Origin of the sequence: Lutibacter sp. (assembly GCF_040883305.1) — a bacterium.
Taxonomy (GTDB): domain Bacteria; phylum Bacteroidota; class Bacteroidia; order Flavobacteriales; family Flavobacteriaceae; genus Lutibacter.
Genome location: NZ_JBFLKT010000276.1, coordinates 1 through 25,230 on the forward strand (window position 1 = coordinate 1; position 25,230 = coordinate 25,230).

Annotated in this window: 17 protein-coding genes and 1 tRNA gene; 3 read left to right on the plus strand and 15 right to left on the minus strand. The window is 30.4% G+C overall.

Going from position 1 to position 25,230, the window contains the following annotated elements; all coding sequences use genetic code 11:
• Positions 1-62 precede the first annotated feature (62 nt).
• From AB1Z17_RS08565 to AB1Z17_RS08575, 3 genes are all read right to left on the minus strand, one after another.
• Positions 63-764, minus strand: a complete 702-nt coding sequence (locus AB1Z17_RS08565; RefSeq protein ID WP_368051389.1) for a sulfite exporter TauE/SafE family protein — start codon at positions 762-764, stop codon at positions 63-65.
• 107 nt (positions 765-871) lie between these two features.
• Positions 872-1,141, minus strand: coding sequence for a hypothetical protein (locus AB1Z17_RS08570; RefSeq protein WP_368051390.1), 270 nt, complete (start codon positions 1,139-1,141; stop codon positions 872-874).
• Positions 1,142-1,349: 208 nt separating this feature from the next.
• A tRNA-Asn gene (locus AB1Z17_RS08575) sits at positions 1,350-1,423 on the minus strand.
• A 330-nt stretch (positions 1,424-1,753) separates the two neighbouring features.
• Between AB1Z17_RS08575 and AB1Z17_RS08580 the strand changes: the two genes are divergently transcribed.
• From AB1Z17_RS08580 to AB1Z17_RS08590, 3 genes are all read left to right on the plus strand, one after another.
• Entirely contained in the window at positions 1,754-4,483 is a 2,730-nt protein-coding gene (locus AB1Z17_RS08580; protein WP_368051391.1) for a 2-oxoglutarate dehydrogenase E1 component, read from the plus strand.
• 35 nt (positions 4,484-4,518) lie between these two features.
• Positions 4,519-5,727, plus strand: coding sequence for a 2-oxoglutarate dehydrogenase complex dihydrolipoyllysine-residue succinyltransferase (gene odhB, locus AB1Z17_RS08585; protein ID WP_368051392.1), 1,209 nt, complete (start codon positions 4,519-4,521; stop codon positions 5,725-5,727).
• Positions 5,728-5,849: 122 nt separating this feature from the next.
• Positions 5,850-6,599 (plus strand): transporter, encoded by a 750-nt coding sequence (locus tag AB1Z17_RS08590; protein WP_368051393.1) that lies wholly within the window; start codon positions 5,850-5,852, stop codon positions 6,597-6,599.
• A 40-nt stretch (positions 6,600-6,639) separates the two neighbouring features.
• On the opposite strand, the gene AB1Z17_RS08595 is transcribed toward AB1Z17_RS08590, so the two are convergent.
• From AB1Z17_RS08595 to AB1Z17_RS08650, 12 genes are all read right to left on the minus strand, one after another.
• Entirely contained in the window at positions 6,640-7,713 is a 1,074-nt protein-coding gene (locus tag AB1Z17_RS08595; RefSeq protein WP_368051394.1) for a hypothetical protein, read from the minus strand.
• Positions 7,714-7,744: 31 nt separating this feature from the next.
• A complete protein-coding gene (locus AB1Z17_RS08600) occupies positions 7,745-8,521 on the minus strand; it encodes a hypothetical protein (RefSeq protein WP_368051395.1) in 777 nt (258 codons plus the stop codon).
• A complete protein-coding gene (locus AB1Z17_RS08605; protein WP_368051396.1) occupies positions 8,508-9,071 on the minus strand; it encodes an RNA polymerase sigma factor in 564 nt (187 codons plus the stop codon). The genes AB1Z17_RS08600 and AB1Z17_RS08605 overlap by 14 nt, the downstream gene beginning before the upstream one ends.
• A gap of 170 nt (positions 9,072-9,241) precedes the next feature.
• A complete protein-coding gene (locus tag AB1Z17_RS08610; RefSeq protein WP_368051397.1) occupies positions 9,242-9,694 on the minus strand; it encodes a retropepsin-like aspartic protease in 453 nt (150 codons plus the stop codon).
• On the minus strand, positions 9,691-12,411 hold the full coding sequence (locus AB1Z17_RS08615) for a CHAT domain-containing protein (protein WP_368051398.1): 2,721 nt from the start codon (positions 12,409-12,411) through the stop codon (positions 9,691-9,693). Before AB1Z17_RS08615 ends, AB1Z17_RS08610 begins: the two co-directional genes overlap by 4 nt.
• 9 nt (positions 12,412-12,420) lie before the next feature.
• Entirely contained in the window at positions 12,421-14,412 is a 1,992-nt protein-coding gene (locus tag AB1Z17_RS08620; RefSeq protein ID WP_368051399.1) for a PKD domain-containing protein, read from the minus strand.
• Positions 14,413-14,530: 118 nt separating this feature from the next.
• Positions 14,531-15,250, minus strand: a complete 720-nt coding sequence (locus AB1Z17_RS08625; RefSeq protein ID WP_368051400.1) for an energy transducer TonB — start codon at positions 15,248-15,250, stop codon at positions 14,531-14,533.
• Positions 15,251-15,313: 63 nt separating this feature from the next.
• Entirely contained in the window at positions 15,314-15,682 is a 369-nt protein-coding gene (locus tag AB1Z17_RS08630) for a VanZ family protein (RefSeq protein ID WP_368051401.1), read from the minus strand.
• Positions 15,672-16,052, minus strand: coding sequence for a glycine cleavage system protein GcvH (gene gcvH, locus AB1Z17_RS08635; protein WP_368051402.1), 381 nt, complete (start codon positions 16,050-16,052; stop codon positions 15,672-15,674). Before gcvH ends, AB1Z17_RS08630 begins: the two co-directional genes overlap by 11 nt.
• Positions 16,053-16,091: 39 nt before the next feature.
• Positions 16,092-23,126 (minus strand): cell surface protein SprA, encoded by a 7,035-nt coding sequence (gene sprA, locus AB1Z17_RS08640; protein ID WP_368051403.1) that lies wholly within the window; start codon positions 23,124-23,126, stop codon positions 16,092-16,094.
• Between the two features lie 3 nt (positions 23,127-23,129).
• Positions 23,130-23,714, minus strand: coding sequence for a Holliday junction branch migration protein RuvA (gene ruvA / locus AB1Z17_RS08645; RefSeq protein ID WP_368051404.1), 585 nt, complete (start codon positions 23,712-23,714; stop codon positions 23,130-23,132).
• 14 nt (positions 23,715-23,728) lie between these two features.
• A partial coding sequence (locus AB1Z17_RS08650) for a phosphate acyltransferase (protein WP_368051405.1) occupies positions 23,729-25,230 on the minus strand: 1,502 nt, incomplete at its 5' end.

A 25,230-nucleotide genomic window follows, 5' to 3' on the forward strand; every position in this document is an offset into this window, starting at 1 on the left:
CTAAAGAACCACAAATTGGTGTTACACTTTCTAAAATATTACTTAATAAATATACTTTTTTGTTAATTTGCAATTGTCCAATAAATACCAACAACTAAAGCAAACAAACCACCGGCAAAACGAATTCCTTTAAAAAAGGTTTCATTGTGGTCTTTCTTTGAAAAATCTGAAATTCTTCCAATTACAATTGCAAAAGAAATCATTGCAAGCAACGTTCCTATAGCAAAACCAATTATATATTTTGAAGAATCTACCATAGAAGTAAATCCAATTACAGGTAAAAAAAGTAAAAAATGAGCTATACCAGCCAAACCGTGTATAAAACCAACAGATAATGAGGCAATATTACCTTGTTTTAAATTTGGATGCGAATGGTTGTGCGTTTTTTCTCCATTATGAATATGCTCATGTTTATGAATTAAAGGATTATTCTTAGTATGAACATGTGTATGTTTATGGTGTTTTTCGGCTTTAAATATTTTAAAAAAAATCCATAGTCCCAAACCAATCAATACTATACCGACAAATTGCTCACTATGTTCAGATATTTTTTCAATAGGAATTAATTCTTTAAAAAATAAAAATAAAACTCCTATAAATAACATTCCTAATAAATGTCCTACGCCCCAAAACAAGCCAACTTTCCAAGCTTTCTTTTTACTTTCAATTGCAAAAGGAGTTACAGCAGCTAAATGATCTGGACCAGCAATAACATGTAACATTGCTGCGATAATACCAGCAAATAAGGGAAAGTTTAGTTCCATAGGACATAGGTATTTAGAACATTAAAATTACTAAATTTTCATAAAATAAATTAATCTCTTTTCCTTTTTGTTAAAATTAAAATCTTAGAATCTAAAAAGCAGTAGCACTAAACCTTTTGTTGTATTCCAAAAAGTTCAATAAATTGTTTTTTTGTAAAAAAGGTACTCCTTCCTGAAGTTTTACTATTAAGGTTGTTCTGATAAACATAAAGCATTAACTCACCTTTAACTTTCTTGTAATTTAGTTTTACAATAGTATCATTGCTAGTTTGAAGTATAATTTGATGACCTTTAGTGTTGTTAAAACCATTAATTAGTATCGAATAAAAATTATTTTTATCAGTAAAAGAAAATACAAATTCTTTTTTGAAATTCATTGATTCCGTATCTGAATATTTGAAAGAGAAAATGTTATTGGATTTGTACAGTTTTATAAAATGTCCACTTTTTTCAATACTACCAATTTCTTGACAAAATATTACATAAGAAAAAAACATAAAAAATACTAAAAAACAAAACTTCATAAATTTCTAGGGCGGTTTTATTGCACAAAAAAACCTGCATAAATGCAGGTTTTATATTTTGCTCCCCCTCTTGGACTCGAACCAAGGACCCTCTGATTAACAGTCAGATGCTCTAACCAACTGAGCTAAGGAGGAATGCAATTTGCTTTTGCGAGTGCAAATATACAAGCTTTTCTTCTTTTTGCAATTTTTTTTTGAAAAAAATGTGTTTTTTTTTTAGTTATTGATTTCTAAATTTATAAACACTTGTAAATTAAAATTTTAGAGATTCAAAAAAATACTATTTTTTAACTGCTTTTTATTATTTATCATAAATAAAGTATCTTAAAAATCACTTTAATAGCGTAATTCCTTAATTTTTATCAATTCTATAATAATTCATAAAATAACTTAATTAAAATGATAGTTTTAGTAAAAGTTGTATTTTTGTCCAGTTAACTTTAACATAGACTACTAACATAAAATATGGATAAATTTTCATTTTTAAATGCTGTACATACAGAATTTATAGCCGATTTATACGACCAGTATTTAATAAATCCTGATAGTGTAGAGGCAAGTTGGAGAAGTTTTTTTCAAGGATATGATTTTGCAAATGAAAACTACTCATTAACAGATGCCAAAGTTCAAATTCCGGATAATGTATTTAAAGAATTCAAAGTTATTGATTTAATTAATGGTTACAGAACACGTGGTCATTTATTTACTAAAACAAATCCTGTAAGAGCCCGCAGGCAATATACGCCTACGCTAGATATCGAAAATTTTGGTCTTTCCGAAAACGATTTAGATACTGTTTTTGATGCAGGTAGTATGATTGGATCTGGTAAAAACACCCTTCGAAACATCATAAAACACCTTAAAACTATTTATTGCGATTCTATTGGCGTTGAATATATGTATATTCGAAATCCAGAAGAAATAAAATGGCTTCAAAAACAATTAAATAGAAACTCTAACCACCCAAATTATTCTGTTGAATCTAAAAAATATATTCTTCAGAAATTAAATCAGGCTGTTACTTTTGAAAACTTTTTACAAACCAAATATGTGGGTCAAAAGCGTTTTTCATTAGAAGGTGGAGAAACTTTAATCCCTGCAATAAGTTCAGTTATCAGAAATGCTGCCGAAATTTATGATGTAGATGAATTTGTTTTGGGAATGGCACATAGAGGTCGTCTAAACACATTAACAAATATTTTTAGAAAACCAATTCGCGATGTTTTTAGCGAGTTTGAGGGTAAAGATTTTGAAGACGAAACCATAGATGGTGATGTTAAATATCATTTAGGCTTAACCATAAGTAAAACTTTAAAAAATAATAAGGAACTAAAAATGAACTTAGTTCCAAATCCTTCACATTTAGAAACTGTTGGACCAATTGTTGAAGGTATCGCACGAGCAAGGATAGACAAAACCTATGGCGGAAATAATTCAAAAATACTACCAATTATTGTTCACGGTGATGCAGCAATAGCCGGACAAGGTTTAGTTTATGAAGTTACACAAATGAGTCAATTACCCGGGTACTCAACTGGTGGAACTATTCATATTGTTGTAAATAATCAAATTGGTTTTACTACCAATTATTTGGATGCCAGATCTAGTACCTATTGTACCGATGTTGCCAAAGTTACATTATCTCCCGTATTACACGTAAATGCAGATGATGTTGAAGCAGTTGTACATGCAACTGAAATGGCTTTAGATTTTAGAATGAAATTTAAGCGTGATATTTTTATAGATTTATTAGGTTATAGAAAATATGGACATAACGAAGGTGATGAACCTCGCTTTACACAACCAAAATTGTACAAAGCTATTGCTAAACATAAAAATCCGAGAGATATTTATGCTCAAAAATTAATTGCTGAAGGCACCATTGATGCTGCTTTTTTAAATAATAGTATTGCCAAATTTAAAAATTTATTAGAAAAAGAGTATCAGCTTTCTAAAGAAGCCGAAACTTCTAAGGTTAGAGAATTTATGCAAGATACCTGGAAAGATTTTAACAGACATAGGTTAGATGCAATGTTGTTTTCTGAAAATACAGGTTATGAGAAAACTAAATTACAAGAAATTTCAAAAATTGTTTCTACAGTTCCAGAAGGTGTAAAATTTTTAAGAAAAGCCGAGCGTATATTAAGAGACCGAAATAAAATGATTTTTGAAACTGATAAAATTGATTGGGGAATGGGCGAAACTTTAGCTTATGGAAGTCTGCTTCAAGAAGGTTTTGATGTTCGTATTTCTGGACAAGATGTAGAACGAGGCACATTTAGTCATCGCCACGCAATTTTACGTGATGAAATTTCTGAAGAAAGAATAAATTTGTTGAACACCATTAGCGAAAAGCAAGGACAAATGTATATTTATAATTCTTTGTTATCCGAATACGGTGTTTTAGGATTCGATTATGGATACGCCATGGCAAACCCAAATACATTAACCATTTGGGAAGCTCAATTTGGAGATTTTAGCAACGGTGCACAAATTATTTTCGACCAATATTTATCGGCTGCGGAGGACAAATGGAAACTTCAAAATGGTATTGTTATTTTATTACCACACGGTTATGAAGGTCAAGGTTCTGAGCATTCATCTGCACGTATGGAACGTTTTTTACAATTATGTGCCATAGATAATATGATTGTTGCAGATTGTACAACTCCAGCAAACTTTTATCACCTGTTACGTCGCCAAATGAAACGTAAATACAGAAAACCACTTATTGTATTTACACCAAAAAGCTTGTTACGTCATCCTTTAGTTACTTCATGTTTAGATGAATTTGCAAATGGAAGTTTTCAAGAAGTTATAGATGATAACATAGCTCCAGAAAACGTAACTAAATTAGTATTTTGTACTGGTAAATTTTATTATGATTTATTAGCAGAAAGAACAACTTTAGAAAGAAACGACATTGCTTTTGTAAGAATTGAACAACTGTTTCCGCTGCATTTAGAAAAATTACAACAGATTATTGATAAATATCCGAACGTAAAAAACTATGTTTGGGCCCAAGAAGAACCTGAAAATATGGGTGCTTGGAGTTATATGTTGCAACGTTTTAGGTTAGTGCATTTAGAAGTGGCTTCACAACCATTTTATGCAGTTCCAGCCGCAGGTTCATCGGCACGTTTTAAAAGAAGACATCAACGAATATTAGATAACGTATTTCAAACTAACGAATAAAAAAATCGTCAATAATAGACTAAAAAAATAACAACATGATTTTAGAAATGAAAGTTCCCTCTCCGGGAGAATCAATCACAGAAGTAGAAATTGCAGCTTGGCTTGTTGAAGATGGTGATTATGTTGAAAAAGATCAACCAATTGCTGAAGTAGATTCAGACAAAGCAACCTTAGAATTACCTGCTGAAGAAAGTGGAATTATTACTTTAAAAGCTGAAGAAGGTGATGCCATTGCAGTTGGAGCAATAGTTTGCTTAATTGATATGGATGCTCCAAAACCAGAAGGTGCGGCAACCGATACAAAAGCAACAATTGAAACTGCAACTCCTAAAGTTGAAACTCAACCTACAGCAACTAAAACAACCTATGCAAGCGGTGTTGCTTCTCCTGCAGCTAAAAAAGTATTAGCTGAAAAAGCGATTTCCGCTTCAGAAATAAAAGGAACAGGAAAAGATGGTCGAATTACAAAAGATGACGCCGTAAAAGCAGTTCCAAGTATGGGAACTCCAACTAGTGGATCTCGAGGTTCAGAAAGAAGTAAACTTTCTATGTTGCGCAGAAAAGTGGCTGAACGTTTGGTTTCTGTTAAAAATGAAACCGCAATGCTTACTACTTTTAATGAAGTAGATATGAAACCTATTTTTGATTTGCGTAAAGAGTTTAAAGAAGGTTTTAAAGCAAAACATGGAGTTGGCTTAGGCTTTATGAGTTTTTTTACTTTAGCCATTGTACGTGCTTTAAAAATGTACCCAGACGTAAATTCTATGTTAGACGGAGATTATAAAATTTCACACGATTTTCAAGATATTTCAATAGCTGTTTCAGGGCCAAAAGGATTGATGGTTCCTGTTATTAGAAATGCTGAAAACTTAAGTTTTAGAGGTGTTGAAAGTGAAGTAAAACGTTTAGCAATAAGAGCTAGAGATGGACAAATTACTGTTGATGAAATGACAGGTGGTACTTTTACTATTACAAATGGTGGTGTTTTTGGTTCTATGTTATCTACACCAATTATTAACCCACCTCAAAGTGGAATTTTAGGAATGCATAATATTGTAGAACGTCCAGTTGCAGTTAATGGTGAAGTAGTTATTAGACCAATAATGTATGTGGCGCTTTCTTATGACCATAGAATTATTGATGGAAGAGAATCTGTTGGTTTCTTAGTTGCTGTTAAAGAAGCTTTAGAAAATCCGATTGAAATTTTAATGGATAACAATCCTAAAAAAGCATTGGAATTATAATTCAGTATTCCAAATAAATTTAAAGCCGAACAAGTTTGTTCGGCTTTTTTTCGTTTTATGACTAAAGTCATTTTTATTTAGACTAAATAAAAATAGTTTTGCGCAAGAATATTAAACTTGAAATGAGAAAATTATTTTTAAACCTTATTGGAATATTGCTTTTATTAATTTGTCCAACAATTTATGCTCAAACTGTTGAAGCCCCTTCATCCATAGCTAAAAACATCTTGCAAATAGAACTTGAATCTGTTTACACAATTCAAAAAGAAAATAATGAAACCAAAAAATCCTGGAGTATTCCAAGTGCTTTATTCCGATTTGGCGTAACAACAAATTTAGAACTGCAATTAAATACCCCAATTATAAAAGAAGAACTTTGGGAGAAAGACCATTTAATTCATTCGTTAAACAAGTTTGATGATATTCAATTTGGAGTTTCCTTAAATCTATGGAAGGAACAACACTTTATTCCAGAAACATCTATAATGGTAAGAGCAATTTTACCAACAGATTCTAAATTTAAAATCGCTAAAATTGGAAGCATCGTTTCGTTGAACTTAGCCAACACTATATCTGAAAAGTTTTTACTTACGTACAATCTAGGCTACGTAGTTGAAACTGATAATTCAAAATCCGCATTTTATATTATAAACCTTAATTATGATACTAGTTCAAAATATCACTTTTTTATAGAAACTTTTGGAGATTTTGCAAATAATAAGTTTTCTTCAGTAAATATTGTAACTGGATTTGGTTGCAATTTTAATGAACAATTTACTTTTGATTTGTCTGTAGCAAACGGAATTAACCACAATCTTTTTTATGTTGGTGGTATTTTTACTTATGCGTTTAATACTTTAAAGAATAACTAAAAATTGCCTAAAATAATATTAGGCAATTTTAAATATTATGTTAATCCATATCAAATCTAATACCTAAAGATACGTTATTTTGCTCTATATCTTGATTCTTGAAAATTGGACTTAAATCGTATTTTGCATATAATGCAACATTTTTAAAAGCAACATAAGAACTCAAACCGTACACTAAATTACTTGTATTGTAATCTCGTTTTAATTTATCCTTTACCTTTTCGCCATCAACAGTATATTTTAATTTTTGTCGTGTTCCAATGTTGAATCCTGCATAACCACCTATTCCTAATTTAAATTTATTGTAAGTATTGTATCTAAAATAATTATCTTTTACTGTTTTTCTAGAAGGACCAAATTCAAAATGAATTGGCATTACTAAATTTGTTATATTGAGTTTAGCTTTTTTTAAATCATTTGGAAAAACTTCCAAATTAGTTGCATCCCCATTCTGAACAAAATAATTATTATCAGTTGGTTTCAAGCCATTAATTTGAATGGAAAAACCATATTTAAATCTAACAAAATTAGATGCATTAAATACCCTGGTTTTCCAAGCCCAACCTAATTCGAAAAAACGAGATCCCCCAAATTTATACGGCGAATCGTCCAACTTCTCACCTTCAATAATTGCATTGTTTAAACCAAAAGCAAGAACAAAATCGCTATAGGTTTTTCTATCGTATTTTTTAGGTTTATCATTTGCCGGATTACCGATAAAAATAAAATCATCTCCCGAATCTTCACTACTGCCTATTCTTAAAATAGTTTTTTCTCCTTTAGCCGTTTTTACATCATACCCATTTACATTACGTTTTAACAATGCAATTTTATTATCTATGATGGCTGTTCTATTTTCAATATTCAAAGCCCTTTTTTTAGCGGCTTCTTTTTTTAATAATTCTGCTTTTTCACTGGTAATTTCTCCATTCTCAAAACGTTTAATTATAATTTCTACTTCCTTTTTTAAAAAATCTTTTTCTTCAGTAGTAATTTTATCTTTTTGCTCATTTAAAATTTTAATTTTTTCATCATTACTAATGTCCTGAGCTTGTAAAAATTGCGAACTTATGGCAATTGCTATCAGAAATACATATTTTATTATATTTTGCATGGTCTGTGTTTTTAATTTTAACATTCAATTATTAATCGTTTCGTTGCACAATTACTGTTTTCATATTTTCAAAATTCATTTTTAAAGTTTCTAGAAACTTCACTCTAATCGATTTATCTACATCTGCTTCAACGTCTTGAAGTAGTTTATAAGCATCAACCGTTTTTACACTTTCATCATATATTTTTTGCAAAGCCAATTCTTTCTGAGCGTTCATTAAAAGTGCATCAATATCGGTATCTGTTACTGTTAAATGTTCTGATTTTAATGCTTCAATCTTAGTTATTAGCGCCTCAATTTTTTGGTCTTCAGAAGTTGTTTTTGCACTATCTTTTTTAAGATTTTCGTAATTTATTACAGCAACTTTATCTAAAGTATTAATTTCAGAAATTTTAGTAGTTTCTAAAATTTTATCTGAATGGATTATGGATTTAGAAATTGATTTTTTAGGACTTTCAACAATTAAATTTGGTGCATTATCATTGGTTTTTATACTTTTTAAAATATCGGTTTCTGTTGAATTTGTTTCAACTACAACGGCCTTGGTAGCATCTTCTTTTTCAGGAATCGGACTATCAACAATAATTGGTGTTGTTTTTTCTTTATCTTTTTTAATAAATATTGAAGCCATAAATAAAACTCCAACAACACTTGCTGCAATACCTAATAAATACCAAACTTTTGTTCCGTTTTTTTCAGATTTAGACTCTAAAGAATCCGCTAATTTATCCCAAGATTTTTCAGTAGGATTAATAGTTCTTTTCTCAAGCTTGTTTTTTATATCCTGTTCAAATTTATAAGGTTCCATTGCTTGTTTTATTTAGTTTAATAATTTTTTTCTGAAGGATTTTTCGTGCCTTAAATAACTGTGATTTTGAAGTTCCTTCAGAAATATTCAATAAGGTTGCTATTTCTTGATGTTTGTATCCTTCAATGGTATACATCATAAAAACAATTTTATAACCATCTGGAAGTGCATCAATTAATTGTTGAATTTCTGCAACATCCATTTCAGAATAAACAGCATTAACCGTAGTTTCTTTAAATTCAGTTACATCAGTTGCAAATTCAATGTGCTGTTTTTTTCTTAAAAAAGAAATTGATTCTCGTATCATAATCCGTCGAATCCAACCTTCAAAACTTCCATTATTTTCAAATTTATTTAAGTTGCTAAAAACTTTTAAAAATCCGTTTAACATTGCTTCCTCCGCAAACTGAACATCTTTTATATAATACCTGCATACACTTAGCATTTTGGGTGCATGTAAATAATACAACCGCTGTTGTGCTGCTCGGTTATTTTGAATCGCTTTTTTAATAAGCTTTTCTTCGTTTTTAAATAATTGAATAATTTTCACAACTTGCTATTATTTTTACCAATTTATTTTTGACAACTTTCTAAGGTCAAATTGATAGTATATTTATAAAGACGCAAATTGTATGCAAAAGGTTGCCTGAAGTTGATTTTTTTTATAAAAATAAAAAATCAGTCGAAAAAAGGTATTGAAAAATGAAACAGTATTTGAACTTAAAACTTATAAACTATCTTTTTTAAATAGACACATTGGTTTTTATAATCTATAATTGCTTCACCTTTTTCTAAAATATCGGCGCCAATAATACCGTGTACAGCTTTTGCATTGTGTTCAGTTAGCGCAGTATTTACATGCGTTAAATCCAACAACACTAAACTGAAATTTTTATACTTCCAACCTTTAAACTTAATAGTATTATTTGTCGCTATTTTAGTTTCCATTCCAATAGCGCCTGCTCCTGCTGCCTTGGTTTCAGATTCTTCTACTTTTAATTTAAATTGGTCTGCTAAAGTAATATCTAAACAAGAATTTGAAGCTCCAGTATCTAAAATAAAGCGTCCTTTTACACCATTTAATCTTGCTTTTACTTCAAAATGATTGGTATTTATTTTCTTCAATTTAATTTTAACGAAGCCCTTTCTGAAAAGAATATTTTTTAGTTTCATGTGTCTTTATTTAGCCCAAATCTACTATTTTTAAAAAAGATAATGCTACCAAACATCGCAATAAATACAATTAAAATCCACCAATACATATTATTTTGTTCTGCAACAGGTGTTACTTCTCCAAAATAGATAAAACTTGCCCAATAATAAGGCGATTTTTTTAGTGCTGGAATAGAAGCATCTTCTAAATAATCTAATTTTGAAGTATGTAATGCTTCAGATTTACTTCCTGTGTTTTTATAATTTTTATAAAAACCTGCCATTAATTGTTCAGTAGATTTATCGTTTACTTTCCAAAATGAAACTATTAAATTCTTAACACCTGCAAACGAAAAACCTCTTGCCAAACTTAAAACACCTTCACCTTTTCTTAAAGTACCAATACCTGTTTCACAAGCACTTAATACCACTAAATCGTAATTTAAATTATAACCATAAATTTCTGGTAAATACAACGTTTCATTATAAAACTCAATGGCAGGTGGCGTATAAAAATCGCCAGCAGTTGCGTGCGTTGAAAGATGTAAAATAGTATAGTCTTCATTTCTATTATTAAAAGCATTCTTGGTAGCGGCTTCAGCAATTAAAAAATTTCCATCAATTTCCTTTTTTATACTTGTAGCTTCTAGTGCTGTATAACTTAGTTCTGCTAAATTTCTGTGATTGTTTTTAAATACAGGAAAAAACCCTAATAGTTTATCATTTTTTTGATTAACTATATTAGAATCGCTCCATAAAATTGAAGCTGAATATCCATAACTAATATTGGTTTTATGCACTAAATAAGGCAATTTATCGAAACCTGATTGTCTGATAGGTAGATTATTAATTGTTGTTTCTGATGTTAATAGTGTATCAAAAGGCAAAAATGAAAATAAACCATCTGGTATTATGATTATATTTTTATATAAATCTTTATCAAATAAATGCTTGAACAAACTAAAAGCTAATGCTTTGTATTGTTGCATGTTATTTTGAAGTGCAGTACCTCTAGCGTCTGAAAATAAGGCTAAAAACTGAGCAATTTCTTCTTTAAATTCCGAAGTTTTTTCTATTCTTTTTACTGAAATCGGATTATCTTTTGAAATTGAAAAAATATACACGTGGGTTGAACCATCAAAAAACTCTAGTAACAATTCATTATTATCCAAAAGGTTATCTTGTATTGTTTTAACAGTAACAATTTTATTTAAGTCCGATTTTAAATTTGGGTATTTTAAATTAATTTCCTGATTTAGTAACTGAATTTCCTGCACAACATTTACACGTTCTTTTGTTAATGCTGCCAATAAGCTTATAGATGCAGTTTCATTTTTTAACTGTTCAATTGTAATACTTTTATTTAATTGTGCTTTTTTAAATGTTAAGGCTGTTTCTTTAATAAATAAACTGCCATTTTTAATAGTTGATTTAGAGGCTACAAGCTGTTTGTTTTCTAATAAAACTGAGGCTTTTGTTAATTCAGTAAATTCAAAAGCTTTTTCAATCCAACTAATTGCCTTTGTTTGTTCATATAAAGTATAACACAAGGCAACACATTTTTCACTTCTACTTCTATTTTCTTGTTGTTGTAATAATTTAGCATTCTGACTTAAATACGTGCTATTAAGTTCCTTTTCAACAATAAATGATAACTCATAGTTTTTTAATGCTGCTTCAAAATTATTGATTTGCTCAAAATTACTTGCCCTACCGTCTAATGCTTGTTTTAACGTATTTTCAGGATAGAAAAAGGTGCTTTTCGGATTTTCAAATTCATTTTTAGGAATATAATTTGGTAACAAAGAACTTAATGCTTTTTGATACGTTTCTAAAGATTTTTTAGTATCGTCCTGAAGTCTGTAAATGGCAGCAATTTGATTGTAAATTTTTGCAACTTCCCTATCATTATTTCCAAATGCAGTTTTGGCAAATTTTAAGGCATTATTAAATTCAATTAAAGCAGTATCAAATTCTTTTTTCAGAAGAAAACAACTTCCCAAGGTATTGAAATTTCGTGCTAAAATTGATGCATCATTATTCAAATTTAATTTGTTAGACAAGTTTACATGGTAAACTGCCTTTTCAATTGTCTCTAACATCAAATAATTAATTGCTAAATTGGAATTAATTGTTGCCTTTAAACTATTTGAATCGGTATTTTGAAGTCCTAAATTCAAGTAATTTATTGCTTCTAGATTAGCTCCCTTTGACCAGTAAACAATTGCTAAATTTAAATAGCCTGAGGCGATTTGCTCTTTATTTTTTTCTAAAACTGCCTGTTCAATCGTAATTATAATAATGTCTTCAGCTCTATCAGAATCTCCAAGTCGTGTGTAATTATTGGCTAGTGGTTTTAAGCAATATTCTATAATATTGTAATCAATTGCATTCTTTTTATAGTGTGAATAGCCTTTTTCATAATAATTTATAGATTCATCTATAAACCCTAATTGCTTTAATTGAAATGCATAATTAATATAAAAATAAAGCTGTGCAGTATTTTCATTTTTATTTATAGGGTTTCTCCATAAATTGTTCTCGAGATTTTTAAAAATTTCTAAATTTTGAAGTGTTGGGTTTTTAGCAAATTCATCTAAATGCACATAAATATATTCCGAGTAATTATTTTGTTTTTTTAAAGCATTAATAGTTGTTATAAAACTATTGTTTTGTAGCTGTGCTGAAACTAAATAATTACAAAAGATAAATAGAAAAATTAACTTCTTTTTTAGCATCTGAAATTTTTAAATTTTCCAAATGGCATAAAAATGAAGTTGTGCATCTGGTTCATTAAAATTATAAATATAACGCGCTCCCACACTTGGTCCAATTCTGGAAGCTCCAATAGTAATGTCTCCAAAAATACCGTATTTAATATCTGTAAACGGATTATTTTCGACTGTAGTTGATGTTGAAGAAGCACCTTCAATAAGTTTTCCAACCCGATTGTTAAAATAAGTATAATATTCTGTAGAAGTTGTAGTTTCCACCTCATTAGAAACATCTAAAGAAATTTGTGGCCCAATTCCTAATCCAATAACTCCATTTAAATTGTATCGAAATGATACTGGAACAACATCAACATTCAACTTATTAGTTGTTAAGGAACTCTCTTCAAATTTTATAGCGTTATCAACTACTGCTCCTGGTATATCTAAAATTCCAACTTCTTCAGATATACTTTTAAAGTCTAAAAACTCGTGCGTACTCATCATTATTTCTGCTTGCAAATACTTTTTATATGATTTATAAGGTGAAATTGTAGCACCTATAAAGTAGCTTTTAGAGTCATTTAAGTCTGGAAAACTATTATAACCAGCTTTTACACCAATAGAGATTCCTGGTTTAAACCTCGATGTTGAAGTATTTGTAATTATTGGTTCGTTTTTATCGAATATAATTGCTGTTTTACTTTTTGATTTTACCTTATGAAAATCTTTTCCAAATTTTAATGCATATTTTACAAAACCCTTGGTAGAATCTTTATCGTGAACTCCTTTTTGAGCGGTTCCTGGCAAATAAATATTTTTAAATTGAAATGAAATCTGGTCTTTACTAATAATAGTATCTAAACAACTGTACCTAACTTCCTCTTCAGGGCAAATTTTACATTTTGGATACATATCTAACACTTCTAAAGTAGATTTGTCTAACATTTTAGGAATATCAACATTTAGTTTTATAAGTCTCGCAGGGCCTTCTCCATCGTTTTGAAACCGTACTTTGTATTTCAATTTTTTGAAACGTACCAACCTGTAATTTAAACGCGTGTCGTAAACCGCCATTTTGTTTGGATCGTGAGACGTTACTATCTCCATTTCCTTTGTTAAAACCTTATGTGCATCGTTTCCTCTTTCAGGAACGTAAATACTTCTTATTGAAATAACCGCACTAGTGTCTTTCAACATTTCTGGTGTAGTTTTAAATGTAAAAAACATATTGCGTTCTTCATTAGCTTGCATTTCATTAAAATCGTACACTTTTACATCTTGGTAAGATAATTTCCCTTCTTCTAATGTTAATGGCAGGTTTTGTTTTAATGTATCGGAAATTAATAGTTTATCATCTAAAAAAGTACTAATTCCAGTTGTTTGAATTAATTCATTCTTTGAAATATAGCTACTATTATCAACAATAATTTCATCGGATATTTCTTGTTCGTTGTTATGAAGCCGCACATCGACCAAATCAAAATTTTTGTCTTTATATTTGGTTTCATTAAAAAATAAATACAACTTTCCGCTGGTAGCATAGTCTTTATTGTTACCATAACTTACAATAAATTGCATTTCCTCTTCTGGCATTGGTTCTCTATTTGTTTGTAACCTAAAACCATTATGATTGGCTAATAACTGTTGATTTTGATTTGAATTAATATTTTGATTAACAGTTGTTATACTAACATCTTTAGGCCTTGTGCTTGGTGGTCTTCCGTCATCATAATTATTGGTTACAGAAAGTTGTGCTTTATAAGTGCCTTTATCTTTACAAACGTGTTCTGGATCTTTTTTAAAACTATGATTTCCATCTCCGAACTCCCAGTAGTAGGTATAGAATGCTTTTGGTGCACCAGCAATTTGATTTAATTCTGGAGTTTCGGGATTGAACGATACTTTATTTCCATTCACTGTATATATTATGGAAGCTAATCTTGTAATGGTATCATTTTCAATAGATTGTGCGCTTATATAATGACAACTTAATACAACAAAAATAACTTTTAAATAACTCTTCATAAAATATCCCTTTTAACAAATATAGAAAAACATTCTAAATGACAGTTTATACCAATTATTTTGCATAAAAAAAGCCACCTTTAACAAGATGGCTTTTAAATTTTTATAAATTTATTTACTATTCAACTTTAAAAGCGATAGGCAAACTATATTTTACACCTACTGGTCTACCTCTTTGTTTACCAGGAGTCATTTTTGGTAATGAATTTACCACTCTAATTGCTTCTTCTTGTAACCTTTTGTGTGGTGCACGTGCCATTACATCTGTAATATTACCTGTTTTATCTATTTTGAACACTACAAAAATACGTTTAACACCAGGAGCAAGTCCTAAATCTGAAGCCAAATCTGCATTAAATTTTCTGTTAACGTGTTTTGTAATTTGTTCTTGTAAACAAGCTCTTAATTCAGCTTTATTTCCCTTACAACCTGGATATACAGGAACATCTTCAATAATTGCAAACGGAACATCTTCCATTACTTCTTCTTCCTCTTCAACTTCTATAATTTCTTCAACTTCAACAGCTTCGTCTTCATCTGTTTCAGTAGATTCTATTACAGTTTCCTCAATTTCTTCTTCATCCTCAACAACTTCAATTTTATCTGGAGTTGGTGGTGGCGGAGTTTTTGGCTCTGGCGGCTTAACTTGTTCTATTTCAATTGTTTGTTCTTCATCATCCATATTTAAAACAACAGGTCCTAAATTTTCGATAACTCTATCATACGTTTTTTTCTCAATGGCCAAATAAACCACCAATAATGCTAAAACTAGACCTAATTGCATAAATAACTTGCTGTAGTTTTCTAGATTCGCTTTTGGATTTTTTTTAATCTGCATCTGTAAAATATTTATAGTTCGCTAATTTAATAATTTTATAACAACTTTTACAATAATATTTTTCTATTTCAAAAGTTTTTTTTGTGTAAGCACTTTAAAAACTGTAAAACCTAACATAATTCCAATAGTATTTGCTACTATATCTTTAATTTCAAATTGTCTATTAGTAGTAATAGTTGCTTGTAACACTTCAATAATTATGCCATAAAAAAATATCAAAAAAACTATATAAGCATTGGTTTTCAAACCTTTAAGTTTATTTTTATATGCAATTAACCAACACAATGTTAGTATTAGATACGCAGTTAAATGAATTGCTTTATCTGAAATATTTATAGTTGATGGCATAGCATTACCGATTGTAATTAGGCTACCCCATCCAATAATTATTGTAATAAAAATTGCTAAAAATAAAAAAAGTTTATGCCCCAATCAATGCTGTATAATCTTCTGCTGATAATAATTCTTCTAGTTGAGAGGCATCTGATATAGTGATTTTAATCATCCAACCTTCGCCATACGGATCTGTGTTTACTTTTTCTGGTTCGTCTTCTAACGCTTCGTTAAATTCAGTTACTTCACCTGAAATAGGCATTAATAAATCTGAAACCGTTTTTACAGCTTCAACTGATCCAAAAACTTCGTCTTTTTCAATTGTTTCGTCTAATGTATCTACATCTACATAAACAATATCACCTAATTCACCTTGTGCAAAATGCGTGATACCAATGGTTGCTAAGTCTCCTTCTACTCTAACCCATTCGTGATCTTTTGTGTATTTTAATTCTGCTGGAATACTCATTTTTAATTTTATTTTTTGATTTTATTTTTGATAATTTATTTAATTTCCTAATACATATCTAACACTTAACCCAGAACTAACTGATTGCCTTGGGAAGGTTGTTGAAATTGCATATTTCGAAGAACTTTGATCGAAGTAAAACGAAGCCGTTAGGTTTTTATTAATTGCGTAGTCTGCGAAAAACTTAAACGATAATAAACGTTGACCTCCAGTTACTTGATTGTTATCTTCATCAATAGCTCTAATTACTGTTTTGTTATCTCTTAAAGATAAATCTGCTCTTAAATCTAAATCTCCTTTTAATTTGGTTAATTTCCCTCCAAATCTAAATTTCATTGCTAAATCTTTAAACCTATATCCCATTCCAATCACATATTCCATCCCTTTCATTTGGGTAATTGTATTGTTGTTAAAATTTAATGTTAGCCGTCTATCTTTATCAACTCTTCCTGTAAAAGAAATTGAATTTTTCATTTTCATATCTACTTTTAACAAAGGACTAAATTCTTCAATTAAATCGACATTTGTAAATAAAATTTTGTTAAAATAATTACCTACAATGTCTGTTTCTGTGTAAGGATCTTGAGCATTGTATTCCAAGTTATTACTAAAACTTAATATTGAATATCTGGAATCGTAACTATGGGAAAGTGAAAAACTTCTAAAGGTTTCTTTAAACCATTTCATTTTCATTAAACCTTTATAATTAATGTTCCAACTTGGTATTGGCACATCTCTAAAAGCATTTAAATCTATTTTGGTGGCATCTTTACCTGAATATGCCGCTAAGAATGCCGGCAATGAAACTTGCTGGCTTGTAGCTCCAAAACCATCGATTGATGCTCCAGATGCCTGCGCCAACCTTTGCGCTATAATAAGTCTGTTTGCTTTAAATTCTTCAAAATTTTCATCGCTATTTGAAAAAGCTGTTTTTAACATATTATGACTAATCATAAAATTACCAACTTGTGAAATTGGTGAATCTGTTAAAACATTATCTACAACATCTAATTGCTGAGAAGTGTTTTTTGTATAGGTTTTATTCCCTCGTAATTCTATGTCAAAATCTGGAAATGGTTCTACCGTAATAGTAGCGTCAAACTTATTCATATGCGTAACACTATAGGTTTTGTTATAGTATGGATCTGCTTCACTTCTAGACAACAACCAACCGTTTTCCAATGCACGTTCACGAATATCTATCTGACTCCCAAATACAAAACCAAGCGATGGAGCTACGCCACCATTAAAATTATCGCGACCTAAAAACCCAACTTCTGGAATATAACCTGGTAAATAAGTACCATTATTTTCTGAATAATTAAATCGTGCTTTTTTAACAGCTGTTAGTAAGTTATAAATTCCTTCTTTTGCAGTTTCTCCTGGCGATTTTTTCTTTTTACTAATTCTATTTGTAACAGTATTATTGGATACATTACTAGTAGTTGATTTCTTTTTATTGAATAATTTTGTGAGTCCAATATTTTTATAAAACTTGTTAAAATCTACATCTATTCCCAAAGAATGAGTATTTGTATTTTGAATAACATTCCCCACTTTATCTATATAGGATTGTGAAGATGCCTGCCAGTCAAAATCTGCTGCATACGTATAATCTGCATTAATAAAATCTAATAATGGTAATTTATTAATTGGAATTTTATAAGTTCCATTTAATGTTTGATGGTAATGATCTGGCCTTCCTATTGAAAAGAAATTATCGAATATTTGAATCTCATCTGCCGCATTAAAATCGTCGTATAAATAGTTATTTGCAGCTCTAAAGTTAAATTGTAGAGATTTGGTTAAATTATAGCCAATTGTATAATCCCAATCGAACATAAAATGACGTTGCTTTAACGTTGGAAGTTGTGGTAAACCTTCAATTAAACTTCTTGATAACTGCTCGTTATATGTTCTAAAAATATTAGAATTTACCGAAATTGTTGAAGGAATTAAGTTTACATTAAAATCTTTTATAAACTTAAAATATTTACTATTTAACGTGCCCCAGTTTTTAAAAGGCTCTATACTTATTGGTTCAAAACTATAGTTATAATTAGCTGAAGCCCTAACATTTTGGTCAACAAATTTTTGCACATTATAATCTCTATGGTAAGTTTCGTTATAAGCGTAAGAAACGGATAAATTTTCTACATTGTAAAAACGTTGTTTACGCTCAGAATTTGGATTAAATTCTTTTCTAACATTTATTAAACTAATGCTTCTTCGTTTTGTATAATCCTGACTACTTTCTCTATTTGGACTGTTTTCTAAATTGGTATCTTCAAATAAAACATCCTGGTATTGAGAATCGTATTTTGGATCTTTTACCTCTTCAGAAACACTGTAACTTAATGGTAGTGAAACACCCCAATTTTTTGGCAATAACTTACCAACATTTACATTAGTTACGAGATCGTATAATTTTGTATCTTCTTGGCTACGCTCGTTTACACGTTGCTCAATACCTCCAAATCCTTTAGTTTCCATACGTCCTGTAACCGCCACATCTGCAAAATCTGCAATATTTGCATCTGCACTTACAACTGCTGCCCAACCTCCATCATTATCAAACTCTGCAACACGCATTTCATTAAACCAAACTTCTGCACTTTGACTTGCATTAGAAACGTTTTTAACACCTAACATTATGGTTTTAATGTTTGATAGATTTGGATTTCCTTTTACTCTAATTTCATACCCTTCTAGTCCTTCAATTGGGGAAGGCATTCCAACAGCTGGATAAACAATGTTTGGAGCAATTCCTTCTTCAAACCTTAATAATTTTAACTTTCCTAAATCTTCTAAAAAAGCATCTAAATTATTTTCTTCTGGCCATATTTCTATTGCGGAAGAAACTCCATAATCTGAAATGGTTAATAGTTTTTCAATCTGATAATAGTTGTCGTTTAAATCGCTTCCTAATCTAATTATGGCTTTTAACTCGTCATTTTGAACTTGTGGTCGTGTTTGCACACCTTCTGCGTGTAAAAACATTTTTAAATGTTTATACATTCTTAAATCCACACGAACATTTTTAAAGATAGCTCTGGAATCATCAGATTCTAAATCGGTAACTTTCAGTGATAAAGATTGTTCATTTTGCTTTTGTAAGGTTGTACTTCCTCTTAAAATTTCTCGTTTTATTCCAGGAGGCAATACATAAGGAATTGGTCTTCTATCTTCGTTTTCTTGAATATTAACAACCCCAACTTCAAAATTTTGTAATTCTGTATTTGTTAAATTTTGAGGTGGAACAATATTTTCGTCCAATGTTTTTGTATAACGTCTCCAATCTCCTCTCACCAATTGTAATTCACCAAAACGCAATACTATTGGCATTTTAAACTTGGTTAAAAACATACGCATAAAACGAATGGAATTAAAACCTGTAATATCATTTATAACTTCATCTGGCGTACCAACTTGAATTCTAAATTGCAACCATCTAAATTGCTTTTGACTTCCATCTTCTAAAGTTACATTTACTATTTTCTCATCAACAATATTGTTTTGTCCAACAACTAAATCGCTTTTATTTAATGAAACTTTATATTGATAATAACTTTCAACAGAATTCATTGTTTGATCTTTATCTATATCTTCTGTATCTGGATACGTTGTTGCAGAAGTTGGATAATTTTCAGTTGATAAATTATTTGTTGGTGAGTTTCCTTGTGTGTTATTATACTTTTTATAACGTGTAATTATGGAAGCATCAGAATTATCATATTCCGAACTTCTAAAATAGCTATAGTTATCGTTTGCTGGATCTGGTCCAAAACTTGTTCCGAATTTTGCTATTTCTTCTTGATCGTTTAATCCATCAAATCCAATATCCTGATTTAAACGTTCATTATCATTATCGCTAAACGCGTATAATAAAGATTGATTTGTAGGTATTTTACCCCAAATAGTTTCATCGGTATTATTTGTACTTAGTGGATCTTCCGGCAATCCGTTTTCGTACATTTTTCTACCATCTTTTAAAACATCTTCAGAAATATTTCCAAGGTTAAAATATAATTCTCCCACTTGATTTGTAGGATCGTTTGGATTAATTCCAGCTGGTAAACCTTCAGTATTTGTAATTGAATAATGATCGTAAGGATCCATCATCCAAAATTGAATATATTCTACGTTAGATTGCTCAAAGTTGGTGGTAGTTAAAGCTCTTGTAATTCCACCCCAACGCTCTTCCGGATTGGTAAATTTACCATCTCCTCCAACATTATTTGTGTCGTAATTATAACTTCCTCTTTCATTTGGAAAATAGGCTAAATCTAAAGTTCTTACAATGGTAGATTGAGTTAAATCTAAATCCTGCTCAGGAAATAATTCTTCATACCTTACTCTTCTAACCTCTGCTCTAGACAACTCGTTATTATTTATATTTCCTGGTTTTAATGTTGAACCACCATAAAAAAGTGGGTCAATAATATACCAAGATAATTTTGCTCTTTTATAACCATATGTAATATCTGATGCGTTTCCACCTAAATCAAATTGGGTTTGATATTGCGGTGTACTTGCCATGTGCCATTGTTGAATGGATTTAATTTCTAAAGGAATTTGAGAACCTTCAAAATCATCGACATATGATGTTGCTTCTCCTTCTAATTCAATTCTGTTTGGAGAACCTGGTTTTAAATAAGCAAAATCTCCTCTAATAGAAAAGTTTGATGCATATTCGGTGTCAATATTTGGTAGTTTGTTTGCCAATTTTGTTAAAAACGGAACTTCTGTTCCAAAATTTGCATTCAGTCCGAAAATAGTATTATTTATAGGCTCTTGTCCAAATAATGCTTTTTGAGTAATTGGTTTTTCGTTTAAATTTAAAAAAGTAGCTCCTGCTATAAATTTATCTGAAAATTTGTGCTCAATATCAACCCCAAAAAAACGTTTGGTTTGTAAATTAAATGTGGCATTATTTTCAACAGAAACATTAATTGGCGCATTTGAAGCTTCTAAACTAGGATTCACAATTTGTACGCGACCCATTTGATAATCAACTACATAATCTACACCTTCAACCAATTCTCTTCCTCCGGTTGTTACTCTTACCGAACCTTGTGGCACGTTAAAAGCGCCTAAAGGAATTCCGTTAGCACTTTCAGATTTATGATACCCTTTTATTAAGTATTTATCTTTTTGTTGAAAATTATTTCTAGCTTCAGATTGTGTTATTTCATACAATTCATTAAAAACATACTTTTCATCAGCAATGTCTGTTAATTTTGATTTTAAATCTTTTCCAAATGGTTCAACTGTTGGAAAAATAATAAACCCTTTTTCAGAATTTACTGTTGATCCTTCTACATAATCAAAATATCCATCTCCTTCTGGCACAGAAAACTGACTTTGGTCTAACCTATCAACATCTAATAAATTTAGTAAGGTTCTATCTGAAATATTTGGAGTTTGTGCATTTTGCAACACATTTATAGGCACTCCCGTTGCGTCATCTGCGTATAAAAGCTCTAATCTAAAACCATCTTGTTGCATTCTATATGTTTGCAGTGAATACACGTTTTTCATCATTAAATCCCACATCGGAATTTTTGTGCTAATAATTTCACTACGCAATAACTTAACTACAATATTATCTGGAGCAATAATACCGTCACTTGTAAATTCACCAACTTTATAAACTTTAGAATCTCCACTAACCGTAAATTCAAAAGAAACCGCTAATACATCGGAATCTGAAAGCCTTCTATTTAATGAAACAAAACCCAATTGTGGGTGTATTTTAAACTCGTCTGGTCTTAATTTTATAGCATTCTCTAATACCGAATAATCTCTACCTTGTTGCATTGCAAAAGGTGCTAATCCATTTCCAACTGTGCTAATTTTTCTAACCGGATTGGTATTATCTAAAATTGAAACAATATTATTCGCATCGTTTGAAGGATATTGAAAACCCGGATTTGGAATTACATTTGCAGGTCCAATATTTGTAGGGTCTCCTTCACCAATATCTGATAAAGCAACAATATTTCTAATATCTTCTGTGGTAGCATTTCTGTTGGTTACCCAAACTTCAACTTTAGTAATATTAACAGGACTATTGATTAACGGATAATCCTTTAAAGCTATATTATAATTATCTCTAAAATATTGCGACAGGAAAAAGTGTCTGTTTTCGTCGTAATCCGTTGTTTGTAATTCAAACTCTTGAATAGTTGAACCGCCTTGCGCCGCAACAGATCTGGTCTGCGATTTTTGTTCTGCAAAAACTCCCGTTACCGTTGTACGACCAAATTGTAATTGTGTTTTAACACCAAACAAACTTTGTGCACCCACAATTAAAGAATTTTTTAATGGCATACTTACATTTCCAACTTCAATTTTTTGCAGAATATCATCTTCCGTTGGTGTATATTCAAGTTTTATTTGATTTTGAAAATTAAACGAAGCTTGTGTATCGTATTGTGCTCCAACTTTTAAACGTGTTCCAACTTTTGCCTGAATGCTGGCGCCAATTTGTTGATCAAAATCAAAAGTAAAACTACTTCTATTACGTTCGGATAATTGAGGATTGTCAACTTTTTGGTACAAAGCTCCCATTTTAATAGTAACATCTCCTGTTGGATTAACTTCTATGGTATTTCCTCCAAAAATGGATTGAAAAAAATCGGATTCTACATAATACGTAGGTAATAAATTCTTTTGAGCTTCTTCGCTTCCTAATTTTTTGCTATTTGTGGCACTAATTTTATTTTTATAGTAACCAAGCATGTCCTTTTTAAGTTTGTACTCTTTATATTCTTCTTGAGACATATAAACGGGACGTTTTATATAATAATCTCCAATTTTCTCAACAATAATATATTTTCCTAACTCAGTATCGTAGATGATTTCAGATTTTGCAGGATCTGATAAAAACAAACCACCTTCTTGTTTACTATTAAATGGGTACTTTAATTTAATTGAATCTGTAGTCTTCTCAACCTTTAAAGTATCCTCTACTTTTGATACAGGTGGTGTTTGCGCATTTATTGTTGTTTTAAAAAACAACAATAAAATGATTAAAATATATGCTTTGAATATAAATGTAGTTCTCTTCAAATCTTATAAATTTTTAAGCGCTTTTTTAATTAAAGCTTCAACACTTAACGTGTTATCTTCCAATAAAATTTTATCAATTGTTTTTTCTGCCTGCTTTTTAACAAACCCTAAAACTTCTAAAGCAGATAACGCTTCATTTTTATTGGTATTGCTTTTAGAGACAGAAACTTCATCAATAGCATACGTTTTTAGAATCTTATCTTTTAAATCTATCAGTACTCTTTGGGCTGTTTTAACTCCAATGCCTTTTACAGATTGAATTACACCAACATTCTCTGAAGCAATTGCATGTTGAATTTCATCCGTTGTCATAGAAGATAGCATTGTTCGCGCAATACTTGGTCCTACCCCTGAAACTGAAATTAGCAATCTAAAAATTTCGCGTTCAATTTTATCAACAAATCCAAATAATGTATGAGCATCTTCTTTTATTGATAAATGTGTGTATAAAAACACCGATTCATCATTAGTAATTCTTGAATAGGTGTTTAGTGAAATATGTAATAAATATCCTATCCCAGCTGCTGATTCAACAACAACATAGGTAGGGTTTTTTTCTATTAATTTTCCTTTAATATGGGTGATCATTACATTTTAGACTATTAACAGCCAAATGTAGTAAAATAATCTGTATTATTCTTAGCATTTTCTTGTGCATCTACAATAGCTACACAAACCATATTTACAATTTCATCTACACTGCAGCCCAATTGTAAAATATGTGCTGGTTTTTTTAATCCCATTACAATTGGCCCAATTGAATCTATATTGTTTAATGATTTTAAAAGTTTGTAGCTGATATTTGCAGAATTTAAATCTGGAAAAATAAGACCATTTACTTTTTTCTTATAAATTTTAGAAAAAGGGAACTTTTCATCTCTCATTGCTCCGGTAAGTGCAAAATCTGCTTGAATTTCACCATCAATATTAATTTCTGGAAAATGTTCGTGCAATAATGCTACTGCATTAGCACCTTTATTTGCTGATTTTGAATCTGCTGAACCAAAATTAGAATAGGATAATAGAGCTAAATGAGGGTCTAAACCAAATATTCGCATAACTCTATCCGTCATTCTAGCAATTTGAACTAGTTCTTGTTCTGTTGGATTAATATTGAAAGCTGTGTCTGAGAAAAACATAGGTCCTCTATCAGTCATCATAATATTTGTTGCTGCAACTCTGCAAACACCTTTTGCCATACCAATTAGTTCTATCATAGGTTTTGCCACGCTTGGGTAGCTTCTGGAATAACCAGTTACCAAAGAATCTGCTTCACCTTCATTCACCATCATAGCTGCAAAATAGTTACGTTCTCGCATCCATTTTTGTGCATCTAACAATGAGATTCCATTCCGTTGGCGTTTTTCCCAAAAAATTTTAGCAAATTTATTTCTTCGCTCTTTTTCTTCATCAGATTTTGGATCAATTATTGGAAGGTCAGCTTCAAAATTTAATTCCTCCATTAATTCTTTAATAATATCTTTATCCCCTAATAAAATTGGATTTCCTATGCCATCGTCATACACAATTTGTGCTGCTTTTAAAACATCTAGATGGTCGGCTTCTGCAAAAATAACACTTTTAGGATTTGCTTTTGCACGTTCGGTAATCATTCTCATTAACTTACTTCCAGTACCTAACCTTTCTGCTAATGCTTCTTTATAGGCTTCCCAATCCTTAATTGGTTCTTTTGCAACACCTGATTCCATTGCTGCTTTTGCTACGGCTGGAGGCACTTCTGTAATTAAACGCGCATCAAATGGTTTCGGAATAATATATTCTCTACCATACTGAATATTAATTTCTCCGTAGGTAATATTTACTTGTTCTGGCACAGATTCTTTTGCTAAATTAGCCAAGGCATGTACGGCAGCCATTTTCATTTCTTCATTAATTTTTGTTGCTCTAACATCTAATGCGCCTCTAAAAATAAAAGGGAAACCAAGTACATTATTTACCTGATTTGGATGGTCAGAACGACCTGTAGCCATAATTACATCTTTTCTGGTTTTCACGGCCAAATCGTATTTAATTTCAGGATTTGGATTCGCCATTGCAAAAACTATTGGATCTGATGCCATACTTAATAGCATTTTTGGTGTAA